The 20,956-nt window shown below is 57.3% G+C and carries 24 protein-coding genes; 8 read left to right on the top strand and 16 right to left on the bottom strand.

Annotated features, from left to right (window positions below):
• From C8N42_RS18260 to C8N42_RS22190, 4 genes are all read right to left on the bottom strand, one after another.
• A partial coding sequence (locus C8N42_RS18260) for a hypothetical protein (RefSeq protein ID WP_211309216.1) occupies positions 1-1,077 on the bottom strand: 1,077 nt, incomplete at its 3' end.
• On the bottom strand, positions 1,074-1,835 hold the full coding sequence (locus C8N42_RS18255; RefSeq protein WP_107817927.1) for a hypothetical protein: 762 nt from the start codon (positions 1,833-1,835) through the stop codon (positions 1,074-1,076). The genes C8N42_RS18260 and C8N42_RS18255, both read right to left, overlap by 4 nt.
• 47 nt (positions 1,836-1,882) lie before the next feature.
• Positions 1,883-3,829 carry a TniQ family protein gene (locus C8N42_RS18250; protein WP_107817926.1) on the bottom strand — a complete coding sequence of 649 codons (1,947 nt, stop codon included), beginning with the start codon at positions 3,827-3,829 and terminating at the stop codon, positions 1,883-1,885.
• Positions 3,830-4,110: 281 nt separating this feature from the next.
• Positions 4,111-4,344 carry a helix-turn-helix domain-containing protein gene (locus C8N42_RS22190; protein WP_107817925.1) on the bottom strand — a complete coding sequence of 78 codons (234 nt, stop codon included), beginning with the start codon at positions 4,342-4,344 and terminating at the stop codon, positions 4,111-4,113.
• A 226-nt stretch (positions 4,345-4,570) separates the two neighbouring features.
• Between C8N42_RS22190 and C8N42_RS18240 the strand changes: the two genes are divergently transcribed.
• Positions 4,571-4,993: a nucleotidyltransferase family protein gene (locus C8N42_RS18240; RefSeq protein WP_245890280.1), complete on the top strand. Its 423-nt coding sequence runs from the start codon at positions 4,571-4,573 to the stop codon at positions 4,991-4,993.
• Between the two features lie 194 nt (positions 4,994-5,187).
• Here the strand turns inward: C8N42_RS18240 and C8N42_RS21975 are convergent, their stop codons facing one another.
• Positions 5,188-5,385 (bottom strand): hypothetical protein, encoded by a 198-nt coding sequence (locus C8N42_RS21975; protein WP_245890284.1) that lies wholly within the window; start codon positions 5,383-5,385, stop codon positions 5,188-5,190.
• Here C8N42_RS21975 and C8N42_RS21970 point away from each other — a divergent pair.
• The gene (locus tag C8N42_RS21970) at positions 5,290-5,487 is read left to right on the top strand and encodes a lytic transglycosylase domain-containing protein (RefSeq protein WP_245890282.1); all 198 of its coding nucleotides are present in this window, start codon (positions 5,290-5,292) and stop codon (positions 5,485-5,487) included. The genes C8N42_RS21975 and C8N42_RS21970 overlap by 96 nt on opposite strands.
• A 112-nt stretch (positions 5,488-5,599) precedes the next feature.
• On the opposite strand, the gene C8N42_RS18230 is transcribed toward C8N42_RS21970, so the two are convergent.
• Positions 5,600-6,430 (bottom strand): alpha/beta fold hydrolase, encoded by an 831-nt coding sequence (locus C8N42_RS18230; RefSeq protein WP_107817924.1) that lies wholly within the window; start codon positions 6,428-6,430, stop codon positions 5,600-5,602.
• Between the two features lie 32 nt (positions 6,431-6,462).
• Positions 6,463-7,980 (bottom strand): ABC transporter substrate-binding protein, encoded by a 1,518-nt coding sequence (locus tag C8N42_RS18225; protein ID WP_245890278.1) that lies wholly within the window; start codon positions 7,978-7,980, stop codon positions 6,463-6,465.
• A gap of 217 nt (positions 7,981-8,197) precedes the next feature.
• Here C8N42_RS18225 and C8N42_RS21715 point away from each other — a divergent pair, with 217 nt between their 5' ends.
• From C8N42_RS21715 to C8N42_RS18205, 4 genes are all read left to right on the top strand, one after another.
• Positions 8,198-8,344, top strand: coding sequence for a hypothetical protein (locus tag C8N42_RS21715; protein WP_170109365.1), 147 nt, complete (start codon positions 8,198-8,200; stop codon positions 8,342-8,344).
• 296 nt (positions 8,345-8,640) lie between these two features.
• Complete coding sequence (locus C8N42_RS18215; RefSeq protein WP_107817922.1) at positions 8,641-9,465, top strand: alpha/beta fold hydrolase; 825 nt, start codon at positions 8,641-8,643, stop codon at positions 9,463-9,465.
• 94 nt (positions 9,466-9,559) lie between these two features.
• Positions 9,560-10,504, top strand: coding sequence for a helix-turn-helix domain-containing protein (locus C8N42_RS18210; RefSeq protein WP_170109364.1), 945 nt, complete (start codon positions 9,560-9,562; stop codon positions 10,502-10,504).
• 14 nt (positions 10,505-10,518) lie between these two features.
• On the top strand, positions 10,519-11,385 hold the full coding sequence (locus C8N42_RS18205) for a carbon-nitrogen hydrolase family protein (protein ID WP_107817920.1): 867 nt from the start codon (positions 10,519-10,521) through the stop codon (positions 11,383-11,385).
• On the opposite strand, the gene C8N42_RS18200 is transcribed toward C8N42_RS18205, so the two are convergent.
• Genes C8N42_RS18200 through C8N42_RS18190 form a run of 3 tightly spaced genes read right to left on the bottom strand, consistent with a single transcriptional unit; the run spans position 11,375 to position 13,988 of the window.
• Positions 11,375-12,418 (bottom strand): DUF475 domain-containing protein, encoded by a 1,044-nt coding sequence (locus tag C8N42_RS18200; RefSeq protein ID WP_107817919.1) that lies wholly within the window; start codon positions 12,416-12,418, stop codon positions 11,375-11,377. The genes C8N42_RS18205 and C8N42_RS18200 overlap by 11 nt on opposite strands.
• Before the next feature lie 39 nt (positions 12,419-12,457).
• Positions 12,458-13,501: a 2Fe-2S iron-sulfur cluster-binding protein gene (locus tag C8N42_RS18195; RefSeq protein WP_107817918.1), complete on the bottom strand. Its 1,044-nt coding sequence runs from the start codon at positions 13,499-13,501 to the stop codon at positions 12,458-12,460.
• A 7-nt stretch (positions 13,502-13,508) separates the two neighbouring features.
• Positions 13,509-13,988, bottom strand: coding sequence for a GlcG/HbpS family heme-binding protein (locus C8N42_RS18190; protein ID WP_107817917.1), 480 nt, complete (start codon positions 13,986-13,988; stop codon positions 13,509-13,511).
• A gap of 418 nt (positions 13,989-14,406) precedes the next feature.
• Between C8N42_RS18190 and C8N42_RS18185 the strand changes: the two genes are divergently transcribed.
• Positions 14,407-15,054 carry a GntR family transcriptional regulator gene (locus tag C8N42_RS18185; RefSeq protein WP_107817916.1) on the top strand — a complete coding sequence of 216 codons (648 nt, stop codon included), beginning with the start codon at positions 14,407-14,409 and terminating at the stop codon, positions 15,052-15,054.
• Positions 15,055-15,058: 4 nt separating this feature from the next.
• On the opposite strand, the gene C8N42_RS18180 is transcribed toward C8N42_RS18185, so the two are convergent.
• From C8N42_RS18180 to C8N42_RS18155, 6 genes are all read right to left on the bottom strand, one after another.
• Positions 15,059-15,808, bottom strand: coding sequence for a sulfite exporter TauE/SafE family protein (locus tag C8N42_RS18180; protein ID WP_107817915.1), 750 nt, complete (start codon positions 15,806-15,808; stop codon positions 15,059-15,061).
• Entirely contained in the window at positions 15,809-17,254 is a 1,446-nt protein-coding gene (locus tag C8N42_RS18175; protein WP_107817914.1) for an aldehyde dehydrogenase family protein, read from the bottom strand. It lies immediately after the preceding gene.
• Positions 17,255-17,318: 64 nt separating this feature from the next.
• The gene (locus C8N42_RS18170) at positions 17,319-17,606 is read right to left on the bottom strand and encodes a 2Fe-2S iron-sulfur cluster-binding protein (RefSeq protein WP_107817913.1); all 288 of its coding nucleotides are present in this window, start codon (positions 17,604-17,606) and stop codon (positions 17,319-17,321) included.
• A 42-nt stretch (positions 17,607-17,648) separates the two neighbouring features.
• Positions 17,649-17,942, bottom strand: coding sequence for a ferredoxin (locus C8N42_RS18165; protein WP_107817912.1), 294 nt, complete (start codon positions 17,940-17,942; stop codon positions 17,649-17,651).
• A 77-nt stretch (positions 17,943-18,019) separates the two neighbouring features.
• Positions 18,020-18,313 (bottom strand): 2Fe-2S iron-sulfur cluster-binding protein, encoded by a 294-nt coding sequence (locus C8N42_RS18160; RefSeq protein ID WP_107817911.1) that lies wholly within the window; start codon positions 18,311-18,313, stop codon positions 18,020-18,022.
• 51 nt (positions 18,314-18,364) lie between these two features.
• Entirely contained in the window at positions 18,365-19,096 is a 732-nt protein-coding gene (locus C8N42_RS18155) for an iron-containing redox enzyme family protein (RefSeq protein ID WP_107817910.1), read from the bottom strand.
• 308 nt (positions 19,097-19,404) lie between these two features.
• On the opposite strand from C8N42_RS18155, the gene C8N42_RS18150 reads away from it, so the two are divergent.
• Entirely contained in the window at positions 19,405-20,928 is a 1,524-nt protein-coding gene (locus C8N42_RS18150; protein ID WP_245890276.1) for a gamma-glutamyltransferase family protein, read from the top strand.
• Positions 20,929-20,956: the final 28 nt, after the last annotated feature.

Below are 20,956 nucleotides of genomic sequence, written 5' to 3'. Positions count from 1 at the left end.
CTCATGGTTCGGGGCATCGGTCAGCGTCCAGCCGAGTGGCATGCGCGTCGCAACATCCAGCACAAGCACCAGCCATAGCCGTGACGTCACATATTCCTCTAATTCTTCGAGCGCCTCTTTGTCCTCCGCACTCAGCGCCTCCCAAAATCCGGTTTTACGCACCGGGGTAAGTACGGACAATTTACACTCATCAACTTCAACGTTTTCGCCAATCATGAGAGCGCGGGTATCGGTGCTGCCCCGCGTGCGCGCGTTCGTTGCCGCACGCTCTCCATCTCTGCCAATGGCTCGCGCCGTCGCGTTGATCATTGTGACATGGTCGGAAACCGTTTTGTGTGTAACGCAATTCAGCTCACTTTGTTCGCGCACAGCGCGCCGTTCGTTTTCCAAGGCTATGAGCGTCTCTAGCCGACTTAGCGCCACAGAGATCTGCGGCTCTCTCAGATCGAGATGCACCTCATCAATCGCCTGATCAATCAGCTCCCGGACACGCCAATGGATACGTGGGGTGCGATTCCCTTTCAGCCAATTTTGATCGGCCAGCGCCATTTCATCAAAGCCCGCATCGACGTAGCGCGTCCAATAGCCATTTAAGGTGCGGCCCATTGGCATAATTGCACACTCTCGCGTACTCCCACCGCGTGGTGTGATCCAGATCGGTCGATCCGGATAATGTGGCTGCGCGAGATCACGGATCTTTCTGCGGTTCTGCAATTTGGCAAGAGCGGGTCCCGTGATCTTCAGTCCCTCAACCTCAAGAGCTTCGATACCAACCATCAATGCTTTGCGCAGTTTGACTGTGTCACGCCCTTTCGCGTTCAACTGATCCCGATGGAAAAGCCCACCCGCTTGGATGCGTGCGGACGCCAGGTTCCCGCGCACATTATGGTACGAGCGCGACGCGTCCGGTCGGCTTGAGCGGTCCAGAAACTGATCTGCCGTCCACATCTCAGACCGCCCCGTTACAACGTCTTCCGCACGGTATACTCCACCTTTTTGCGGGTAGAGAAAAAAGGAGCTGCCGCCGCTGGTCAGTTGAGTACCAGCGGGCACATGATAATTCAGACGCACGCTCATTTTGCAGCCCTCCAGAGACGAGAGTGCGCCCCGATCACAGCATTCAGGTTTGCTTTTAATGCACCGCGCGCGATGAGGCGGAGACAGGATTTCATGATGTGACCGTTGGGCAAGTCGATTACATTGAACAAATCAGAGATCCGCCAGAGCGTCTTGAGATCGTAAGCCGCCGCCTCCACAAGAGCGTCCGACTGAGGATCGGGTTCAAAACAGGTAAAATGATGCATACGGCGCAGGTTGTCCCGGCGCGCGCGATTGTAGCCGTCGGCATCTATGACAATGAACTTATGCGCCTCGGCCCGTGGTGCAGCTTGACGGATTGCCGTGATCTCAGCGATGGTCTGCGGCTTCGACAGGCTGGTCGCGTTGCGCACGAAAACGAAGCACGCCAGACCATTTCTCAGCGTGAGTCTGAGATCAATCGTATGCCAGTGCACCCCTCCAGCAGAATGTTCATATTGAAAACGCACAGGCTGGAATTCCACGTCGTAGAATTTTCCGCTGCTCAAGGCTTCATGCGCAACTGCGGCCTCAGCCAAGCTTTCTGCCGCCCCGACTTTCGGGACAAAATTATTCGCAGCCGTCCGATACGTCAGGGCAACTTTCTGGCTCGTGCTACTGGTGGTCAGCGGATTGCGCACGCCGGTGAACGGAAGGACCCCCGGAATATCTCCTATGGTGATTTTGCCCGCAGTTCGGGTTTTGGGCAGGTTGTAGGCCCAACTATCGTGGTCGATGATTTCGATTTTATCTGTCATTATTTTGCTCGTCGTTTGGGCCTCTCGGCCCTGTTCATTTTTTTGGATTAAAAGACGCCATCCGAGAGGCGCGGGTGCATCTCGTCAGCGGCCAGAAGGCGTGCCAGCGCGTGGCCTCCGGGGCGGTAGGCAAGTCGCTCGATCTCAACGCGTTTGAAGAATTTTCTGGCAGTTTCACCGAGCTGAAGCGGCTCGACACCCTGCTCTGAAAGCTGGAGCTGAAGAGCTTCAAAATCAGCGCGCCGCGTCCCGCTCAGAGCGCGCAGCAAGATGTAGTCGCGCTCAAAGGCCTCGAGATCCGCGAGAGAAACCACGCGCCGTTTGCGGTTCGACAGTCGCGCATCCTGAAACTGAGACCCAACAAAGCCGCCCTCCGCGAGGGCATGAATTGTCGCCACATTGCATCCCAGCAGCTTCGCGGCCTGAGCCACCGTTACATGCCCTTCGGGGACCAGCTCCAGTTGGTCCCGGACCTCTGACAGCGACACATAGAACTCGGTCAGTCGAAACGGTTCTTTGAGCTTTGAAACCAGTCGCAGGTTACCAGAGAGCGCCGTCAACAGCAGCCAATGCATCGTGCAGTGACACTGACGTGCGACCTCTGCCAGCAGCAGATCATCCGCCCCGAGATCCGACCGCACTTCGGTTACCGCTTGCAGACGCGAGACAAAGTTTAAGATTTCGTCGCTGTGAAGCATCGGCAAACTGCCCTCACCCGCCGGGAAATGCAGGGGCATCATCCCGCTCTCAATGAGGCGTTCCATCGTGTAACGGTCGCAACCAAGCACCTCCCGAGCGATCTTGAGAGAAGTGAGCTTTTCCGCCTCACCAATGGCAGCATCCATCACCGTGGCTGACACAAGCATCGCCCGGTCACTCAAGCCATTCTTCATCTCCGACGTCAGCTCACCATCGCGCTTGAGCTGGCGCGTAAGCGTGGAAATCGGAATGCCTGAGCGCTTTGAGGCCACACCCACGGTGAGCAGACGCGGCGCCCCGCAGGTTTCGCCCAGGAGCGAAGTACCTTCGGGCACATAAAAATAATCTAAAACGTACTCACGTATGAGGTGTCGCAACACGTCGAAGTCCGGATCGTTTCGCCGTGCCCGCAGTTCCGCGATCACCGGGCCATAGATTTTCGAATAATCTGGTTTCTGGGATTTGGGCGCCGACGTCCGGATGGTATCGAGCGCATTCCGAATGGCGTCCGGCCCGTGTCTTGCAACGGCGTATCCTGCCGCACCAGCCTTGATCAGCTCGGGAGCAGAGAGTAGATGCGGGCGCGCTTTTGACCCGAATTTCAACAGGGTGCCGAGTGCTTCGACAAACGAAGAGACAACGTGAAACTCAAAGCCGTCGAGCCAAGCCTGTCCGCGACCCAGCCTGATCCGATCTGTGAGGTAGACCGCTAAGCCAAGGTCTTCATCTGCCACCTCGGTGATTTCGCCCGGCACCCAGCTTTTAACATGCTGTGCAAAGTCATGGACGGACTTGCTATTGCCCGAGACCTCCAATGGGACAAGCGCCACCTTATGTTTTAGACAGCAATGCAGGCTCGAGACCTGCCAGATGCCCTTTTGAAAAGCGCCATTCCGAGCATCATCCGTGCGGCCTTCGAGCACGCAAGCGGGACAGACCTGCCCGCCAGAACGGGTGAAAGCCGTGGCTTTGATCCGCTCTGCCCCAAGCCGGAACCAACCTTGCTGATCAAGGCGCGGCGTATTGAAGCGAAGTGTGTCGAACGCAACGCCAGTAAGCTCGGCGATGTGTCTGATCTCAGCGTCACGTCCATTACATAACTTCAAAACATGGATACGTTGGTCGCTGCACAGGGCTTGCAAAGATGCATAGCCGTTGTTTTGGGCGGCACGACTGGCCCGCGATGTGGCCGCTTCGCCATCCGCCAGTCTCGTCGCAATCGGCAGGGGCGCTCGACACCCGTGCACAACCGCATCCCGCCCGCCTCGCGCGGGGGATTTACTGATATTTTCCATTTTTGATGAGCAGTCATGTCAAGCGCGCGTACTATGCCGCGCCGAACTCTGCAGCCCCTTCATTCCGTTTCAGACAGGCCTTCCGGCGACGCAGACGCCGTCGAAAGGTTGACAATTCGCTGGATGTGGGAGATGTTTAGGGAAATCGGCACCAATCGATTTCAAGAGGCCTTGGGTTTGCAAGACCCAAGGCTTCATCCTATCCAAACCACATGCACAAAAACACTCGCTCTATCGTAACGACAGGGGATTGCTCTCGATGCTTTTGGATGATTAATATCTTACGTCTCTAGATCATGTTGATCTCCATACCTGTCATCAAACAGTGTCTCGACGGGGGTGGACAAAGCCGTGGCAAGTGCGCGCTCGACACGCCGCGAGCGCGACGTGCCCAAACTGACTTCAGAGACGGAATGGGGCTTGATCCCCAGTTCTGCCGCGATGTCAGAAAAGCTAGAGCCAGAAATGCGCAAGGCGCACTTGATCCGCTCATGCCGCACCCTGTCGACGCGCATGCTATCCCCTTTCACACCGTGTTTTATCGGTGAAGAGAATCACTTAATGCAAGCCGCCCGTCAAGCCCCTAAAAATCACTCAAGATTATGTTTTTAAACGCAAAACTAAGTCTTGATTTAATAATCAGTTTTCAAATCAAGACTCATTTATTGAGCCAGACTCAGTTTCATCTCAAAACAAAGATATCACCTCAAAACCAAATTCTGAATTTAGGCTCAGGACTGCATGACGTCGTCCACTTGCAAGATTCAGAAAACCAGCGTCATTGAGTCAAAGAGGATCGACGTTTCAGATTTCACCACTATCGTGCTCAGTTACCGAGGGGCTGAAGAGGTTGAGGAAAGCGCTATGACCCAAACAAGACCCTCACAGGTTTTCAGGCAGAAACGAGAAATCATACGTCTTCTGGTGGCACAGTATCGCGTCGAAAATCCTCGCATCTATGGCTCTGCGCTTACGGGAAAAGACACCATGCAAAGCGACCTTGATGTTTTGGTGGACCCGTTGCCGGGCACCACTCTATTCGATCTGGGAGGTTTGCAGGAAGCTCTGGAAGAGGCCCTTGCCATAAGGGTTGATGTTAAAACGCCCCGCGACTTGCCTGAGCACATCAGAGACGATGTTTTGCGCCAAGCGCAACGAATTTGAATTCGGCGATGAGCTTGAAACGGTGCAATTTAAGGTCATAGGGTTGACTGATTAAACTTGAAGGTCCGAAAAATGCTCGCCAACTTGCTTCATTTCTATGATCTATATCCGAATATTCTGCTCCATTTAAAAAGCATTGATCGGGCTTCACTCGCTCCCGATCTGCTCGAATCCCTTGAATTTCATGGGCATATCTACACTCCCTGATCCACGCCACAGCAGATCGCAATGCGGGCAATCGCGCCTTGGGTCGCATCGGTCTCGACGCGCAGGACTGGCAGGTCTTGTTCCGCGCCCTGGCCGAGGCTGAAAGCAGCTATAACCCGACCGCCGTCAGCCCCAAGGGTGCTTATGGTTTGGGTCAGCTGATGCCGAACACGGCGCGCATCCATCGGATCCGATCCCGGCTGGCGGGTACGCCTGTTTTTGCTCCGGACATTCGTGTTGCAGACCGCGCCCCAAGTCGGGCACCAGTCCTTATAGATCTTCAGTAAAACAAGGGAACTTCGCATGCTTCGACATCGCCTCAGCCGCCTCTTGCCCACCGCTACAACCTTAGAGATAATGCCACTCGGAGAACGTGGCGGCGCGGAACAGCTTTTCGTCTCAAGCGGAAGCCAGCTTGAGCAAGACCTCCGCAACCTCATCCGGCTGGGTCACCATCGCGTCATGTCCCTTGTCCTGCAAACCCGCCCGCGCAAACCCCATCGCCACGGCACGTTCAGCCATCGCGATATAATGCGGTCGCCGCGAACAGAGCACATAGCTCCCCCGCACAGCATCCCACAGCCCCTCGGGCACCTCGACCGCCTGCGTGAAGCTCGCATAGGGCTGATCGGTCAACCGGGGCCGCATCCAGTCCTGATCGGTCGGATCACTCACCCCAAGCCCCTCCAGCGTGAAAGAGCCATCAAAGGGCAAGCGCCAGCCGTCGCCGTGATCTCTGGCGTTGGCCGCGAAAATCTCTCGGCCCTTGTCCGACATGTAGTCGTTCAAAGACATCCCATCCTCGGGCAGGAAGGCATCGAGATAGACCAGATGTCCGATCCGCACAGCCGCCTTTGCCGCCACGCCTGTAATCACCATCCCCGCGTAGCTGTGCCCCACCAAGATCACGTTTTTCAGATCGTTGAACTCCAAAAGGTTCACGATATCAGAGACATGAGTCCCAAGGTCCGTCTCGGGTGTGATCAAGTGGCTGCGGTCACCCAGACCCGTCAGGCTGGGCGCATAAACCCTGTGACCCTGCGCCAAAAGCTGTGGAATAACTTTGTGCCAGCACCATCCGCCATGCCAGGCGCCATGGACCAGAACAAAGGTCTTGGACGCCGCGCTTTGTGCCATCGTTCCTGTGGCGGAAACGGTCACAGATAGAGAGGCGGCCAAGCCCGCCAGCCCGATGAGACCCTGCCGCCGTGTCAGTGCAAAATGTGTCATATCTTCATCCTTTTTCTTTTTGCCCGCTCCGCTCACTCGGAGAGGCTCATGTCCTGAACGATCAGTTTTCCGTCGATGCGCGGGGACCAGTCGAGACGGCTGGACACGCCATAGATGTTTTCCAGATTGAGAAGCGGCACGAGGTAATCGAGATTGAAAGCCTTTTGTGTCACCGCGTCATAGATCGCGTGGCGTTTCTCCATATCGGTCTCCGATCGTCCCGCCCGTATCTGTGCCGCCATCTCCTCATCCGCGTTCGAGGCATAGCTCGCGCCATATTCGAGAATGGCGCTCAAAGGTCGGTCCGCATCGAAAAGCTCATCCGAGGTGGAGACGAAAATCGCATCCGGGCGGGTCTCCTTGTCGAAGAGCCGGTTGAGATATTCGCCGAATTCCTCGATCTGGATATCGACCGTAAGCCCCGCCTCACTCCAATAGGCGCCGACCGCCTCGATCAACTCGCGATCCTTGAGCCAACGTCCGCTCTCACCGACAAAGGTGATGGTTTGCCCGACCGCGCCAGCCTCTTCGATCAGCGCTTTGGCCTGCTCCGGGTCATAGCTGTACCCCGGTAGGGCCGCGTTGAAACCAAAGCTTTTCGGGTTCACCACCTGCCCTTTGGCCGGAACCGCATGGCCTACAAACAGGCTGTCAGCCAGTGTCGCACGATCCACCGCCAGATTGAGTGCACGGCGCACACGCGGATCATTCATCACCGGGTTTTCTGTTGAGAGCACCACAAGCGGCGCCTCCATCCCGGCGCTGGTGATGGCTTGTGGAACGGCTTCTGCAAATTCGGGATAGAGATTGGAGATCAGATCCAGCTCCCCCGCCATCAGGCCCGACAATTGCGTGCCCGGCTCCGGGATGAAGCGATAGGTCACGCTGTCGATCTGCGGCGGCGCGCCCCAATAGGTCTCATTGCGGGCTAAGGTGATGCTTTCGCCATGGGTCCAGCCCGTCAATTTATAGGGCCCCGTCCCCATCGGCATCGTGTCAAACGCCGCGTCCTGCATATAAGTCGCAGACAGGATTTTCATCCAATACATCCGCGCCGGAAGGATCGGATCGGGCGTGGCGGTTTTGATCTGAACCGTCAGCGGATCAACCGCCTCGGCGGAGACAATGGTCGAGAAATACGAGACCTGTTCTGAATTATAGTCCGGGTCGATGATGCGCAGAACCGAGGCCACCACGTCCTCTGCGACCAACGGCTGACCGTTGTGAAACGTGATCCCCGGACGCAACACAAACTGCCATGTCAGATCATCAATCTGCTCTGGCATCGCGGCAGCCAGTCCCGGAACCAACATCCCGTCGGCCTCGCGCCGCATCAATGTTTCGTAAATATTGTCATTCACGGCGCGCTCAGAGCCGTCATCGCGTTTTTGCGGATCGAGCGTTGTCGGTTCGCCACTGATGGCTATGGTCATGTCGCCCGCAACAATCGGCCATGCCCCGGCAGACATGGCAAACCCGATCAGAAGCGGTTTGAGAAATTCGGTTTGAAACAGATGTTTTACGCCTGCGAATGTGCGTTTTATCGTCATGATGACCCTGTCTTTGGTGTGTGCGGTGGTATGTGCGTCGTTTTTGAAAGGCGCGATAATTGCCATTGCGGTCCGGGTTTTATCCTGACCTCAAGCGTCGCGCGCTCTGTCATCAGGGTAAGAAACACCCGTCCCGCGACCTAAGAAATTGCCCAAAAACCGGCGAAAAAACCCACAGACAACATTCATCTGCCGCACCGTAAGGCACGGGAGTTTCATGTCCGGAAAGAGTGCAGAAAACAGCATCGGCTTGATGGTCAGAAAGAGCCTGTTTCTCCGAAAACCTAAAGAGCTGGGCGCGCTGCGCTCCACCCCCCTTCTGATCGGCAAGGTGCGACGCAGGAAGTTTCATTTTTTATTTTGAAAATCAATATTTTATTAGATTTTCGCAAAATCCATTCGACGTGACCTCCAAAACCGCATTTTGGCGGTTTTGCCGCGCGTCACATCAAATTCCAGCCCCTCACATCACGTACGAGAGTTTTTTCCGCAAATCTGAAAATCATCACAACCACATGAAAAATAAAGATATTTAATAAAGCTCTCAGCTTCCCAAACGCATTCACGGTCATCACACCAATTTTGGTATACTGTTTTATTTCACACCTCTCGCAATACATTATTCTCACAGCATGAAATGAGAGAAAAAGGAATCTCAACATGCAGAATATAATGGATAAAATCGACTTTGAGGATTTCAGCCTTGCCTATCTCCCCCCAGCCCAGAATGACGACATTCCGCTTATTTGTATACACGGGTCATGGGACGATCACCGAAGCTGGGACGGGCTTGCAAAAGGCCTCACAGACCGGCCCCTTCTGCGTTATGACCGCCGCGGACACAGCCAAAGCTCTGCCCCCGAAGGCCAGGGTCGTCTGAGCGAGGATGTCGCGGATGTCATAGCGCTTCTTGACCATCTCGATATTGAAACGGCCCATGTCGTCGGCCATTCCTACGGCGCCAACGTATCCATAGTGCTCGCCAGCCGCTACCCGGACCGGGTGCGCTCGCTTGTGCTTTTGGAGCCGCCGGTTTTTGGTCTTTTGACAGACGAAAACGAAGCCCTCAAACGCGAGGCAGGCGGTCTGATGAAACAGGCCGCCGCATTGATCGAAGAGGGTCATATCGAGGAGGGCGCGAAGCTGTTCATCGAACAGGTCGCCTTTGGGGAGAATGCCTGGCACAAGGTATTCGACGCCGAGGCCCGCGCGACAATCCTTGCCAATGCGCATACCTGGCTCGATCAGTTTCGTGACCCGGATCGCCTGGCGGTCAACGTCAGCGCGCTGTCGGGGTTTCCCGGTCAGATCACACTCATGACCGGGGACGCCACGCTTCCGGCCTATACGGCCGTCATCCAACAGATCTCAGAACGCCTGCCCAATGCAGTCATCCGCCGGATCGGCGGTGCGGGTCATGGGATGCATATCTCGCATCCCGAAGCGGTCACAGACGCGGTCAAATCGCATTTGGAAACCGCATAGAAATTCACCGCAAAAGCCTTAAAAACCATAAGAAAACATGGCGCGCAGGAGAGAGGTCTCCCCTGCGCTTGACAGGCTCGCCCAGGCCGTCACGATGGAAGGAAATCCCAGCGCCGGACGTCATATCACCATGTTCATCGAACCTACCCAGCTCTGGCCCAGAGACACCGGAACGCTTGCTAATATCGCGATGACCAATGGCCGTGATGCGCAGCGCGTCAACATCCTCAGGATTTCACATGGGATCACGGCAGCGCACAGTCTCTTTCCGCCAGAGCGCGATCATATCGCGGATATTCGACGCCCCGAAGATCAGATCATTTTCGTCATAAATCTCTCCGGCAGCATGACACTTGCGCCGCAAAACAAGGTGGCAACACATACCATAAAGCGCGGGCAGATCTGGGCCTACAGACCGGGCGTACGTCCACTCCATCGCGTTGTGTCCCAGGAGACGGGCTGTACGAATATCGTCTTCACCCTTTGCCCCGAGAACCTGCCCCGTCAGATGAGCCTCTGCCTTGAGGAAAGCTTCTCTCAATCCGGTCGATTTTACCGTCTGCACCTGTCGACCCCCGCGCAATACGCGCTTGGCTCACTTTTCGACACGGGCGGCAGTTCCCGATCCATGATCCGCAAGGAGGGTCAATGCCACGCCCTCATCGGTCATGTGCTTGAGGAAATCGACGCCAAACGCTTCACGTCCTATTCGTCCGACCGCAGCACCCTTGTCTCGCAGGCCCGGGCCTACATGGCCGAACACCTTTCGGAACGGCTGTCACTGTCGCAAATCTCGTATGAGCTCAATGTCAGCCATGTGACCCTGACAAAGGCCTTTCGCGAGGAAACCGGCATGACCGTGTTCGACTGTCTCCGGCAGATGCGGTTTGAACAGGCGGTCTGCCTCATCACACATACGGATCGCAGCTTGGCAGAGATTTCCTATGACTGCGGCTATTCCAGCCCGGCCCATCTGAGCACACGGTTTCGGGAACATTTTGGCATGGCGGCACGCAGCTGGCGCCAGTCCCGGACCTAGGGTCAGGAACGTCCATGCGCATCGCCTTATATCAGACGTCGCCCTCGTCCAACGGACTTGCCTCACTACGCAAGGCGCTTCTGGCCGCCAGCAAGGCCGGGGTCGATGTGCTGATCACGCCTGAGCTGTTCTTCCCCGGCTACAACCAGCCGCAAAGACATCGCAGCGAGGCAGAGGCCTTGGACGGCCCCCGGATGCAGTCCCTTCGCGCCATGATCAAGGAGATCGGCTGCGCCCTGGTTCTCGGCTGGGCGGAACGCGACGGGTCGGACGTTTATAACGCCGCCACATGTCTGGACCGTTTTGGCACGATTGTGTCGCATTACCGCAAGGTTCAGCTTTTCGGCGAGATGGAGCACGCGAGCTTTTCTCATGGGACAGAGCTTGCCCCGCCCTTTGATCTCTGCGGGCGCAGATGCGGCTTGCTGATTTGCTATGACATCGAGTTCCCCGGACATGCGGCCAGCCTCGCACAGGCCGGGGCCGAAGTGATTTTTGTCCCGACCGCCAATCCCAAAGGCTATGAGCATGTGCAAAACATACTGGTGCCTGCCCGCGCCCATGAAATCAGGGGATTTGTCGCCTATGCGAATTATTGCGGTGCGGACAATGGCTTGGACTTTGGCGGCGGCTCGACCGTGGCAGGGCCGGACGGGGGCGCAATTGAGCGGGCGGACACGGTGGAAGCTCTGCTGATCGTCGATCTGCCGGAGCTGTCCGACTATCCGCCCGAGGCGCGCTCAGAAAAAGGGGCGGATTTTCGCCCCGCAGATGTCGCGACATCCATTTCAAACAAAAAAATGAGGCGCTTCGCCGGCCAAGGGAAAAACCGAGAAAGCGCCTCAGATCAAGACCGGGAAGAGGGCCGGCCTAAGCGGTGACGGCCTCCTCACGGCGTCTGCGGTTGTAGCGCACCGAGGAGACCAGAGAGAGCGCAATAAATGTCGCGCCGATGAGCCCGGTGATCACCTCCGGGATATGCACAAGGCTTTGGGCAAACATCACGCAAGACAGGACAAGGATCGAATAGAAGGCCCCGTGTTCGAGATAGCGAAACTCGGTCAGGGTTTGCTTTTCGACCAGCATGATCGTCATCGAGCGCACATACATCGCGCCGATGCCAAGCCCGATGGCAATCAGGAACAGGTTCTGGGTCAAGGCAAAGGCCCCGATCACCCCATCGAAACTGAACGACGCATCGAGCACTTCGAGATAGAGAAAAGCGCCCAATCCGCCTTTTGCCAAAGCGGCACCGCTGTCGAGAATATGGCCGAGCGTTTCCACGGCAATGAAGGTCACGAGACCTGCCATGGCGGCATACATGAAGGTGCCGCGCTCCGGCGCGTCGATCAGGCTGGAAAAGACCAGCACGATCAAAAGCACCAGGCCGATGGCAAGACCCCGCACAGAGGCCCATTTGCGCAACAAATCTTCCAGCGGGCGCAGCCAGTCGACCTCCTTTTCGGGGTCGATGAAATAATTCAGCGCCACCATCATCAAAAACGTCCCCCCGAAAGCCGAGATCGACAAATGCGCCTCACCGATCAGCCGGGCGTATTCGGCGGGGTGGCCTGCGGCGAGTTTGACCGCCTCGATGGGGCCGATATGAGCCGCGATGGAGACCACCGCGAGCGGAAAGATGATGCGCATTCCGAAGACCGCGATCAGAATGCCCCAGGTCAGAAAGCGCCGCCGCCAGACATCATCCATCTCTTCGAGCTTATTGGCGTTGACGATGGCATTGTCGAAACTCAGCGAGATTTCCAGCACGGTCAGGATTAGCCCGATCAGCGCAAAGGCCATCATGCCTGACATCTGTCCGGTATAGACCCAGCCAAGCCAGAAACAGAGCGCGATGCCGACGGTCGTGATCGCGAAACTCCAGTGAAAATACTTCCATACGGACGAGGACATGGACCCCGGCCTCCCTATTTTTTGACCCTTTTGGGGTGGTTAGAGATTATGCGCGAAGTGAAAGCTATCGGCGTAGATGTGGTTGACGCTTGCCCCGGCTTCCAAAAAGCGCCCACGCGCCTCAGCAATCATCTCCGGCGAGCCGCACAGATAGATCGCATGTTCCGACAGATCCGGCAGATCGGCCAGCACCGCGTCTTGGACATAGCCCCGGCGATGCACGCCCTCTGGCGCACGTGACAGCACAGGCACAAAGCTGAAATCCTCCAGCTCCGCCCCCAAAGCGGCAATCTCTTCGGCGAGATAGAGTTCGCGTTCCTCGCGCATCCCCCAATAGAGTGCCACCGGCGGTCCATCGCGGTCTTCCTTCAAAGCGGCCAGCATCGCGCGCAGTGGCGCAATTCCCGTCCCGGTCGCCACCAAAAGCAGAGGGCGAAAATCCTCGGCATGTAGGCAAAACAGCCCATGCGGCCCATGCAGATGGACCTTCGCGCCAGGGATCAGCCCCTTGAGCACACCATCGGTATACATCCCGCCGGGGATCACCCGGATGTGCAGGTCGATCTCAGCCTCGGAGGGGGACGACGCAATGGAAAACGACCGCGTCGCCCCGCTTTCGGTCACCACATTGATATATTGGCCGGGCTGAAAAGCAGGCATCTCGCCCTCAGGGCGCAACCGCAACCGGATGATGTCATCGCAGACCTGCGTCACGGAGATCACTTCGGACAGAATCTCCACCGGCTCCACCCGGTCCGTCGGCATCAACTCCGCCGAGATTTTCAGGTTCATCCGCGCACGCGCCTGGCACGCCAGAGCAAAGCCACAACCCCGCTCTTCTTCACTCAAACCGAGAGGCTCCTCATCATAGACGACCTCTCCGTCCAGCAGACGAATGCGACAGGACCCGCAAAACCCGGTCTTGCAGTCATGCGCCAGATCCACGCCTGCGTTCAATGCTGCGGCCAAAATGGTTTCATGGGGCTCGACGCTGAACGCGTCACCGGTCTCGGCCAATGTCACCTGTGCCAGAGCGGCCTGATCTTCGTTTTCGATTTTATGAAGGGCACGAATGATGGTCATGGCCGCCTCACTTCTTGATATCGGCGGCAACCACGACGTCATGACCCTGCGGTGCGAGCAAATCCGCCAAAGCCTGAAGCGCTGCCACACCTGCAGCCGTGTCCTGATCGCCATTGCCGCCGGAAAGTCCGACGCCGCCGATCACTTCACCATCCACAACGATCGGAAAACCGCCGACAAAAACCGCAAACCTGCCTTCAAAGGACAATTGGATACCAAAGGCCTCGTTTCCCGGCAGGGCCGGACCATTGGGGGCCTTGTTGAACAGATGGGTCGAGCGCTTATGTGTGGCCGCTGTAAACGCCTTGTTCCAAGCGATTTGCGGCCCGGTCACCCGCGCCCCATCCATACGCTCAATCAGAATCGGAAAACCACCGTCATCTGCGATGCAGATGGTCTCCAAAACGCCGATTTCTTTGGATTTTTCAACAGCCGCGGCCATCATGACGCGCGCCTCTTCGGATTGCAGTCTGAGAACTGTTTTCAAAGGTCTATCTCTTTTGTTGTGCGTTTGTTGTTGTCTTTTTTAGTATACCATATCTCAAAATATCCAAGAGCCGAGCTGTCAAATTCAATCGAAATTGCGCTTTTTTCTATAAAATCAACAGTTGTGCTTAAATTTTAGTATACCGTTTAAAGCCTTCCCGTAACCAATACGCAAACCGGCCAGAGTCCGACAACCTTACCGACCTCCCTATAACCAAACCGCACAGCCCACCGCCTACCCACCCCCTTAAATTCAGCACCTTGCACGCGGTCTTCATCGGTGAGACAGGGCCAGATGACCCATGCGCGCACCGGGCTTGGCAAAGCTAAAGAGACTCTGGTATACAGAATGAAGCGCCCTCACCGACAACCACAACACGACACGCAGACGCGCAGAAGAGCAGACACAGGACAAAATAATGAGTTTGGCAATCGGCGACGCACACACACCTTTGACGAAGATGGTCAAAGATGCGCTCAGACAGCGTATTCTGAATGGCGAGTTCGAACAGGGCACCCGCCTTGTCGAAGGCCGGATTTCAGAGGAAATGGGCGTGTCACGCATGCCCGTGCGCGAGGCGCTGCGTGAGCTCGCCGCCGAAGGGCTGGTCAAGATCATTCCACGCCGCGGCGCGACGGTCTCCATGCCCGCAGCGGATCAGAAGATGGACCTGATCGAGGTGCGCGCCACACTTGAAGCCCTCAACGCCCGCCTCGCCGCGCGTCGCAAGGATCCTGACCGGATCACGGCGCTGCAACGTGTTCTTGCCGCAGGCGAAGCCGATATTGAGAAAGGCGACTTTAGCGAAATGCGCGCCCATAATGACGCTTTTCACACAGCCCTGGGCGAGGTATCGGGCAATGTGACGCTTCAGGACCTGATCCGCACCCTGCGTGACCAAACGTCGATGCTGTTCAAACAGGACGACCCGGTGAAAGTGCGCGAAACCTGGCGCGAACATGCGGATATCCTACGCGCGGTGATCGCGGGCGACGAAGAGCTTGCCGCCATTCTGGCCTCTCGGCATGTGTATAATGCGGTGGAGCCAGAGGCCGCAACCGACTGATCTCTCAGAGAAGCGCTCGCAGAAGCAGCCCCACGGCACTGAGCGCAGACAGGCCCAAAAGCACATGGCGGATCATCTCTTTAGGGACATGGCGGGCCAGAGGGGTTGAGACCGTGAATCCCAACACAAGGGCCGGAAAGAGCAAGAGCCCCAGCATGAGTTGGCGCAGTTCAAACCGCCCGATCGAGGCCAGCAGGATCAAGGACGTCGTCGCCCCGAAAAAGAATGTGAAATTCAGCGTCGAGCGCAGGGTCGCAGGCGGTGTATTCTGCATCACGATGGCATAGGGCGGCGCGCCCGAAGAGGTGATCGTCCCCATGATGCCGGACATGATCCCGGCAAAACCCAAAGTGCGCCAATTCGCGACAATCCGCCAGCCGCTATAGCTCAAAGCCACCCCGATCAGAATCAGCACGGCAAAGAGGATATAGAAACTGTTGGCACTGAGCATCGCCATGATGAAAACCGCAATGAAATTGCCGATCACACGGCCCGAAATCATCGTCCCTGCGGATTTGAAATCAATCGCAGAGCGTTCGCGCAGCACCACCATGACAGAGAGGCAGCCGCCAAGCACCAGCAAAGGACCGGGCGCCATTTCCGGGAAAAACAGTGCCGAGATCGGCGCGGAGAACATGGCGAAGCCAAGCCCGCCGACGCCCTGTAGAATGGCCGCCACAAACACCATGGCGACCATCCCAAGAAAATGCAGCGTCAATAGATCGCCACCGATCAGATCGTGGATCAGATCCATTCAGCCCCCCAAGTACACGGCTTTGATACGGCTATAGAAATCCATGACATTCGCACCGCCCTGCTCTTTCGCGCTTTGGTTGGAGGAATGTTTAAAGCCGCCGAAGGGCGCATTCAAGGCGACGCCAGTGGTCGGGCTGTTGACCTTCACGACGCCGTGCTGGGTTTTTTGCGCAATCTTCAAAACGGAAGACATGTCATTGGACACAACGGAGACAGCAAGCCCGTATTCCGTGTCATCCGCAATCTCGATGGCCTCCTCCACGTCTTCGATGGCGCGGACGGCGACCACGGGCGCGAAGATTTCGTCACGCAAAAGACGACTGTCCGTCGGCACATCGGCAATCACGGTCGGGCGCACAAAGAACCCGTTCGACAGATCGGCGGAGGTCTCCGGCAGGCCGCCCGTGGTGATCCGCCCCCCCTCCTGCGTGGCGATACCGAGATAGGCTTTGACCTTGTCGAGCTGCGCTTCGGTCGCCAGTGGCCCCATGTTGACCCCCTCACGCGTGCCTGCGCCAATCGTGATCCCCTCGGCCACGCCGGTAAGTTTCTCGATCAACGCATCATAGTGTTTGCGCGCCACCAGAACCCGGCTGGTGCCGGTACAGGCCTGCCCCGTCAACCCGAAGGCCCCGCGCTGAATGATCGCGGCGGCCCGGTCGAGATCGGCGTCCTGCAACACGATGGTGGCGTTCTTGCCGCCCATCTCAAGCTGACAGCGCGTGTCCGTGGTGAGCGCCTGCGCAATCTGCATCCCCACCGCGTAAGAGCCGGTGAAGGTGAGCGCATCAATCCCCGGCGTCGAGGTGATCGCCTTGCCCACGGTCGGCCCGCGCCCATGAATGAGCGCGATCAGCCCTTTCGGCAGACCGGCATCAAGCAGCACTTCGACCAAGCGCTGCCCCATCAGCGGCGTCATTTCGGAGGGTTTGAAAATGACACCATTGCCCGCCGCCAGAGCCGGCGCGATCTTGCGCGCAGCCATAGAGAGCGGAAAATTCCACGGCGTGATCACCGCGACAACGCCAACGGGCGAGCGCAGCGTCAGCGCAATCTGCCCCTCAGGCATCGGAAAACTTTCTCCTTTGAGCCGAAGCGCCTCGCCCGCGTAGAACCGGAAATTCGCGGCAATCCGGCTGGTCTCATTGCGCGCTTCGGTCAGCGTTTTACCCTCTTCGCGGGTCAGCTCTGCCGCGATGCTGTCGATCCGCGAGGAAATGATATCGGCGGCCTTGTAAAGCACATCGGCGCGCGCCTCGGGGCCCTTTGCCGCCCATGCAGGCCAGGCATTCGACACCGTTTCAACGGCGGCGGCCACATCTGCCTCACCGCCATCGGGAAACAGACCGATGAGATCCCCCTGATCCGCCGGATTGCGGTTCTCGAACGTCGCGCCCGAGGAGGCAGGAACCCAATCCCCGCCGATGAAATTCATGTAAGACATATCTGTCCCTTTGATCTTTTTGCGTTTCTGTGACGTCGGAGCAGGAGGACCATCAGCCCGGCCATCACCCCCAGGAGATTTTCACATCGCCACTGACAAAGGTCTGGCAGGCCATGCGAAAGCCGTTCTCCACATCCTCGTCGCTCAGATGCTTGCGCTCCTTGGCTTTCACATCGTCAGTATGCTCCAGCCCCTCGACAATTTTGCAGCGACATGTGCCACAGAACCCACCGCCGCATTTGAAGGGGATGCCTCCCTTTTCGCGCAGCGAGGCCCGCAACAGATTGCTGCCGCTGTCAACGGAGATTGTTTTGTTCTCGTTCGGGATGAATGTAATGCTGATCTTGTCCATGGGCTCGCGGCTTTGTGTTTCTATCGGTCAGCTCGGCGCGCCTCAGACGAGGCGCAGCTCGATATCCATGCTGCCGTAATGGGTCAGCGTGTTGAGTTCGTCGCGCGCCTCTTCGAGCGTGTCGAAGCTCTCGAACAGCTTGCTCGGCACTTTGTTGGTGATATGAGGCGGCGCATCTTCGACGATGGTGATCCGGTCCACGCCATCCAGTTCGGCGATGGTGAAATTGGCCCGTTTGCGGCCGTAGAAAATATAGTCATAGGATTCGACGGAGGTGACTCCCTCGCCCATGACAGTGTGGAATTCTTCAGGTTTCGTGGTCAGAATGACGAACATGGCTGTCCCTCGTCTTTGTCTCATAGAAATGGGTGTGATCGGGGAAAGGCCCGCCTGATGCGGCGGGTCCGGCAGGCTCAGACCTCTTGTGTCAACTCGATGTCCTCGGACACCCAAAGCTGGCAGGCGAGGCGATACCCTTCGTCGAGCTTGTCGCCCAACTGGCGTTTTTCCTTCCAGTTCGGCGCTTCGAGATGCTCGCCGCCGCTGATGATACGGCAGGTGCAGGTCGAACATTTCCCCATGCCGCATTTGTAATCGAGATTGGGATAGGGAAATTTCTTGATCCCGGCGCGGACGACGAGGTTGGTGTTCGGATCGACGTCGTCGACAAACACCTCACCGCCCTTGTGCAGTGTGACTTTTGGCATGGGTTCTTCCGGTTTGGAGAGGACGGGTGCCCCCGCCCTCTCGTGACAGGATCAGGCCGCCAGACCCAGCTCGGTGAGCGGGATCTCGGAACCGACGTAATCGTTGTAGAGCGACGTCGTGTAGAGCAGACGCATCTGGGCACCGACCTCACAGATTTTCAGACATTTCTGCTGAAGCTCATAGGTGCGGGCATGTTCCAGAACGATCTGATAGCCACGTTCACCGTGAATTTCGTCAGAGACGATGTGCAGATCAAAGAATTCGACCTCTTCATCGGTGAACCCGTATTTCTCACGCAGTGTCGGGGTCTGTTTGCGGTAGATCGACGGCACCTGGCTTTCGAGACCGACCACAAGACCGGCGATGGCGACGATCGGGTCTTCGCGCATCGCGGTTGAATAGCACCATGCCTGAAGCGCGCGGGTGGTCGCATTGGCATTCTCGATGTTCTTCATGCGCTCGCCGGTGGTGCCGCAAGCCTCACCAAAGCGGATCAGAAGATCGGTGTGGCGGTCGGCGGCCAGCTCTTCTTCATACATGTTTTGCAACATGAAATCCTTGGCCTCCTCCATCTCTGCGGGCAGACGCGCGTAGACATAGGCGAGGTATTCGGCGAAGGGGCCGACATAGTGATAATGGTTCTCACACCAGCGCGCGAGATGTGCGCGCGACAGCTTGCCACTGGCCCAGGCCAGGCTGAACGGCGAAGCGTTGGCGGTGTTGCCGCGAATGGCGGTTTCAAGTGCTGTGCGAAGTTCGTCGGGATTAAGGACCTTGCCCATTTCCGTCTCCGTGTTGGTTTTGCGTCAAATGTTATGCGTCTTGGTGAGACCCTGTCGGCGTTAGGGGAATGCGAGATTCTTTGGGCCTCAATTCACCATACTGTATACCAAATAGAGCGTCCACTCTTCTGGGCAAAAATATAAAAACTCAAAAAATATTGCATCATACTGGTATTTAATGATTTTTTAAAATTATGCAAAATATTCGGTCACATTTAAAAATACTAAATACTGACTTTTCCTCTGCAACCCTGCAAAATGAGTCAGAAAAGATCAAAACAAACGCCCAAAATAAGGACCGCACACCCGTGACGCCCCCCGTAACTTCGCCAGTGACTTCAACTGAGTTCTCCTCGCCCCCCTCTCCCGACCGCTCCGTTTCTGGCAAAAGCCTGAGTGCAAAGACGGAAGCTGTCGCGACCGGCCACCCTCTTGCCGCACAGACCGCCATGGAGATGCTCGGCCGAGGCGGCACAGCAGTGGATGCCGCCATCGCCGCAGACGCAATCCTTGGCGTGGTCGAACCCATGGCCACTGGACTGGGCGGCGACAGTCTTGCCATGCTATTGCCTCCGGGAGAGCCGCCTCTCACCTATAATGGCACCGGCAAAAGCCCCATCGCGCTCACCGCAGAGCACGTCGCCGATCTGCCCGGGCAAAAAATCCCCGAACGCCACCCCTATTCCGTCACAGTCCCCGGGCTGGCCCGTGGCTGGGCCGATCTTCATGCGCGTTTCGGCCGCCTGCCCTTTGCCGATCTTCTGGCGCCTGCCGCCAAACTCGCCAGAGAGGGGTTTGCGGTCGCACCGATTTGTGCCCGTGAATGGCGCATCTTCGCGCAGGTTATTCAAAACGACCCGGCCTCAAATGCCATCTACAAAGGCGACGCCATTCCCAAGGCGGGTGATCTCTTCCAAAACCCGGCCCTTGCCGATCTTTTGGACGCCCTCGCCAAAGACGGGCCAGATGCGTTTTACAAAGGAGAAAGAGCAGAGGCGATTGAGCGTGCCGCAAAGGCGCGCGGTGCTTTGTTGACGACAGAAGACCTCGCATCCCATCAAGGTTTTTACGACCGCCCGGTGCGGCGCATGTTCAAAGGCATCGAAGTGCTCGAATGTCCGCCCAACACCCATGGGATCGGGGTGCTGAAGGCGCTGGAGGTTCTCAATACGATGGATCTACCGATCTCTGATCCGATGAGCATGGTCGAGGTCGTCAAAGCCACCCGCGAAGGGATGAAATACGCGCGCAAAACCGTGGCGGACCCGTCCGGCAACACGGTCTGCACCGCCATTGTCGACCGCGAGGGCTTTGCCGTGACGCTCATGAGCAGCGTGTTCAAACGCTTCGGATCGGGGATCGGTGTGCCGGAACTTGGGATTTGTCTGCAAAACCGTGGCCACGGATTTTCCGCCCCCGGTCACATCAACGGCGTCGCGGGCGGCAAACGGCCCTATCATACAGTGATCCCGGCTGCCGCGTTGAAAGACGGTCGGTTTCATGCCGTCTTTGGTGTGGTGGGCGGATTGATGCAGCCTCAGGGCCATATCCAGATGATGATGCGCCTCGCCGCCTGGGGTCAGGATGTCCAAGAGGCGATGAACGCCCCGCGCTGGCGGCTTGAAAGCGACACCCAGATTGCGTTGGAGAGCGGCAGCGATCCGGCCTTTGCCGTAGCGCTCAAAGCTGCCGGATTCGAAGATGCCAACGGTGCGGGCGAGTTGGGCGGGCGCAGCGATTTCGGGGGCGCGCAATGCGTGATGCGCGGACCAGACGGTGGGCTGATCGCCGGTTCGGACCCGCGCAAGGACGGCACGAAACTGGGCCGGTAAAATAGGGGCGTGATAAAAAGGGGCGCCA

It is taken from the genome of Celeribacter persicus (genome assembly GCF_003050785.1).
GTDB classification, from domain to species: Bacteria; Pseudomonadota; Alphaproteobacteria; order Rhodobacterales; family Rhodobacteraceae; genus Celeribacter; species Celeribacter persicus.
Note: the sequence above shows the minus strand (reverse complement) of the source record. Positions and strands in the feature narration are given on the sequence as shown.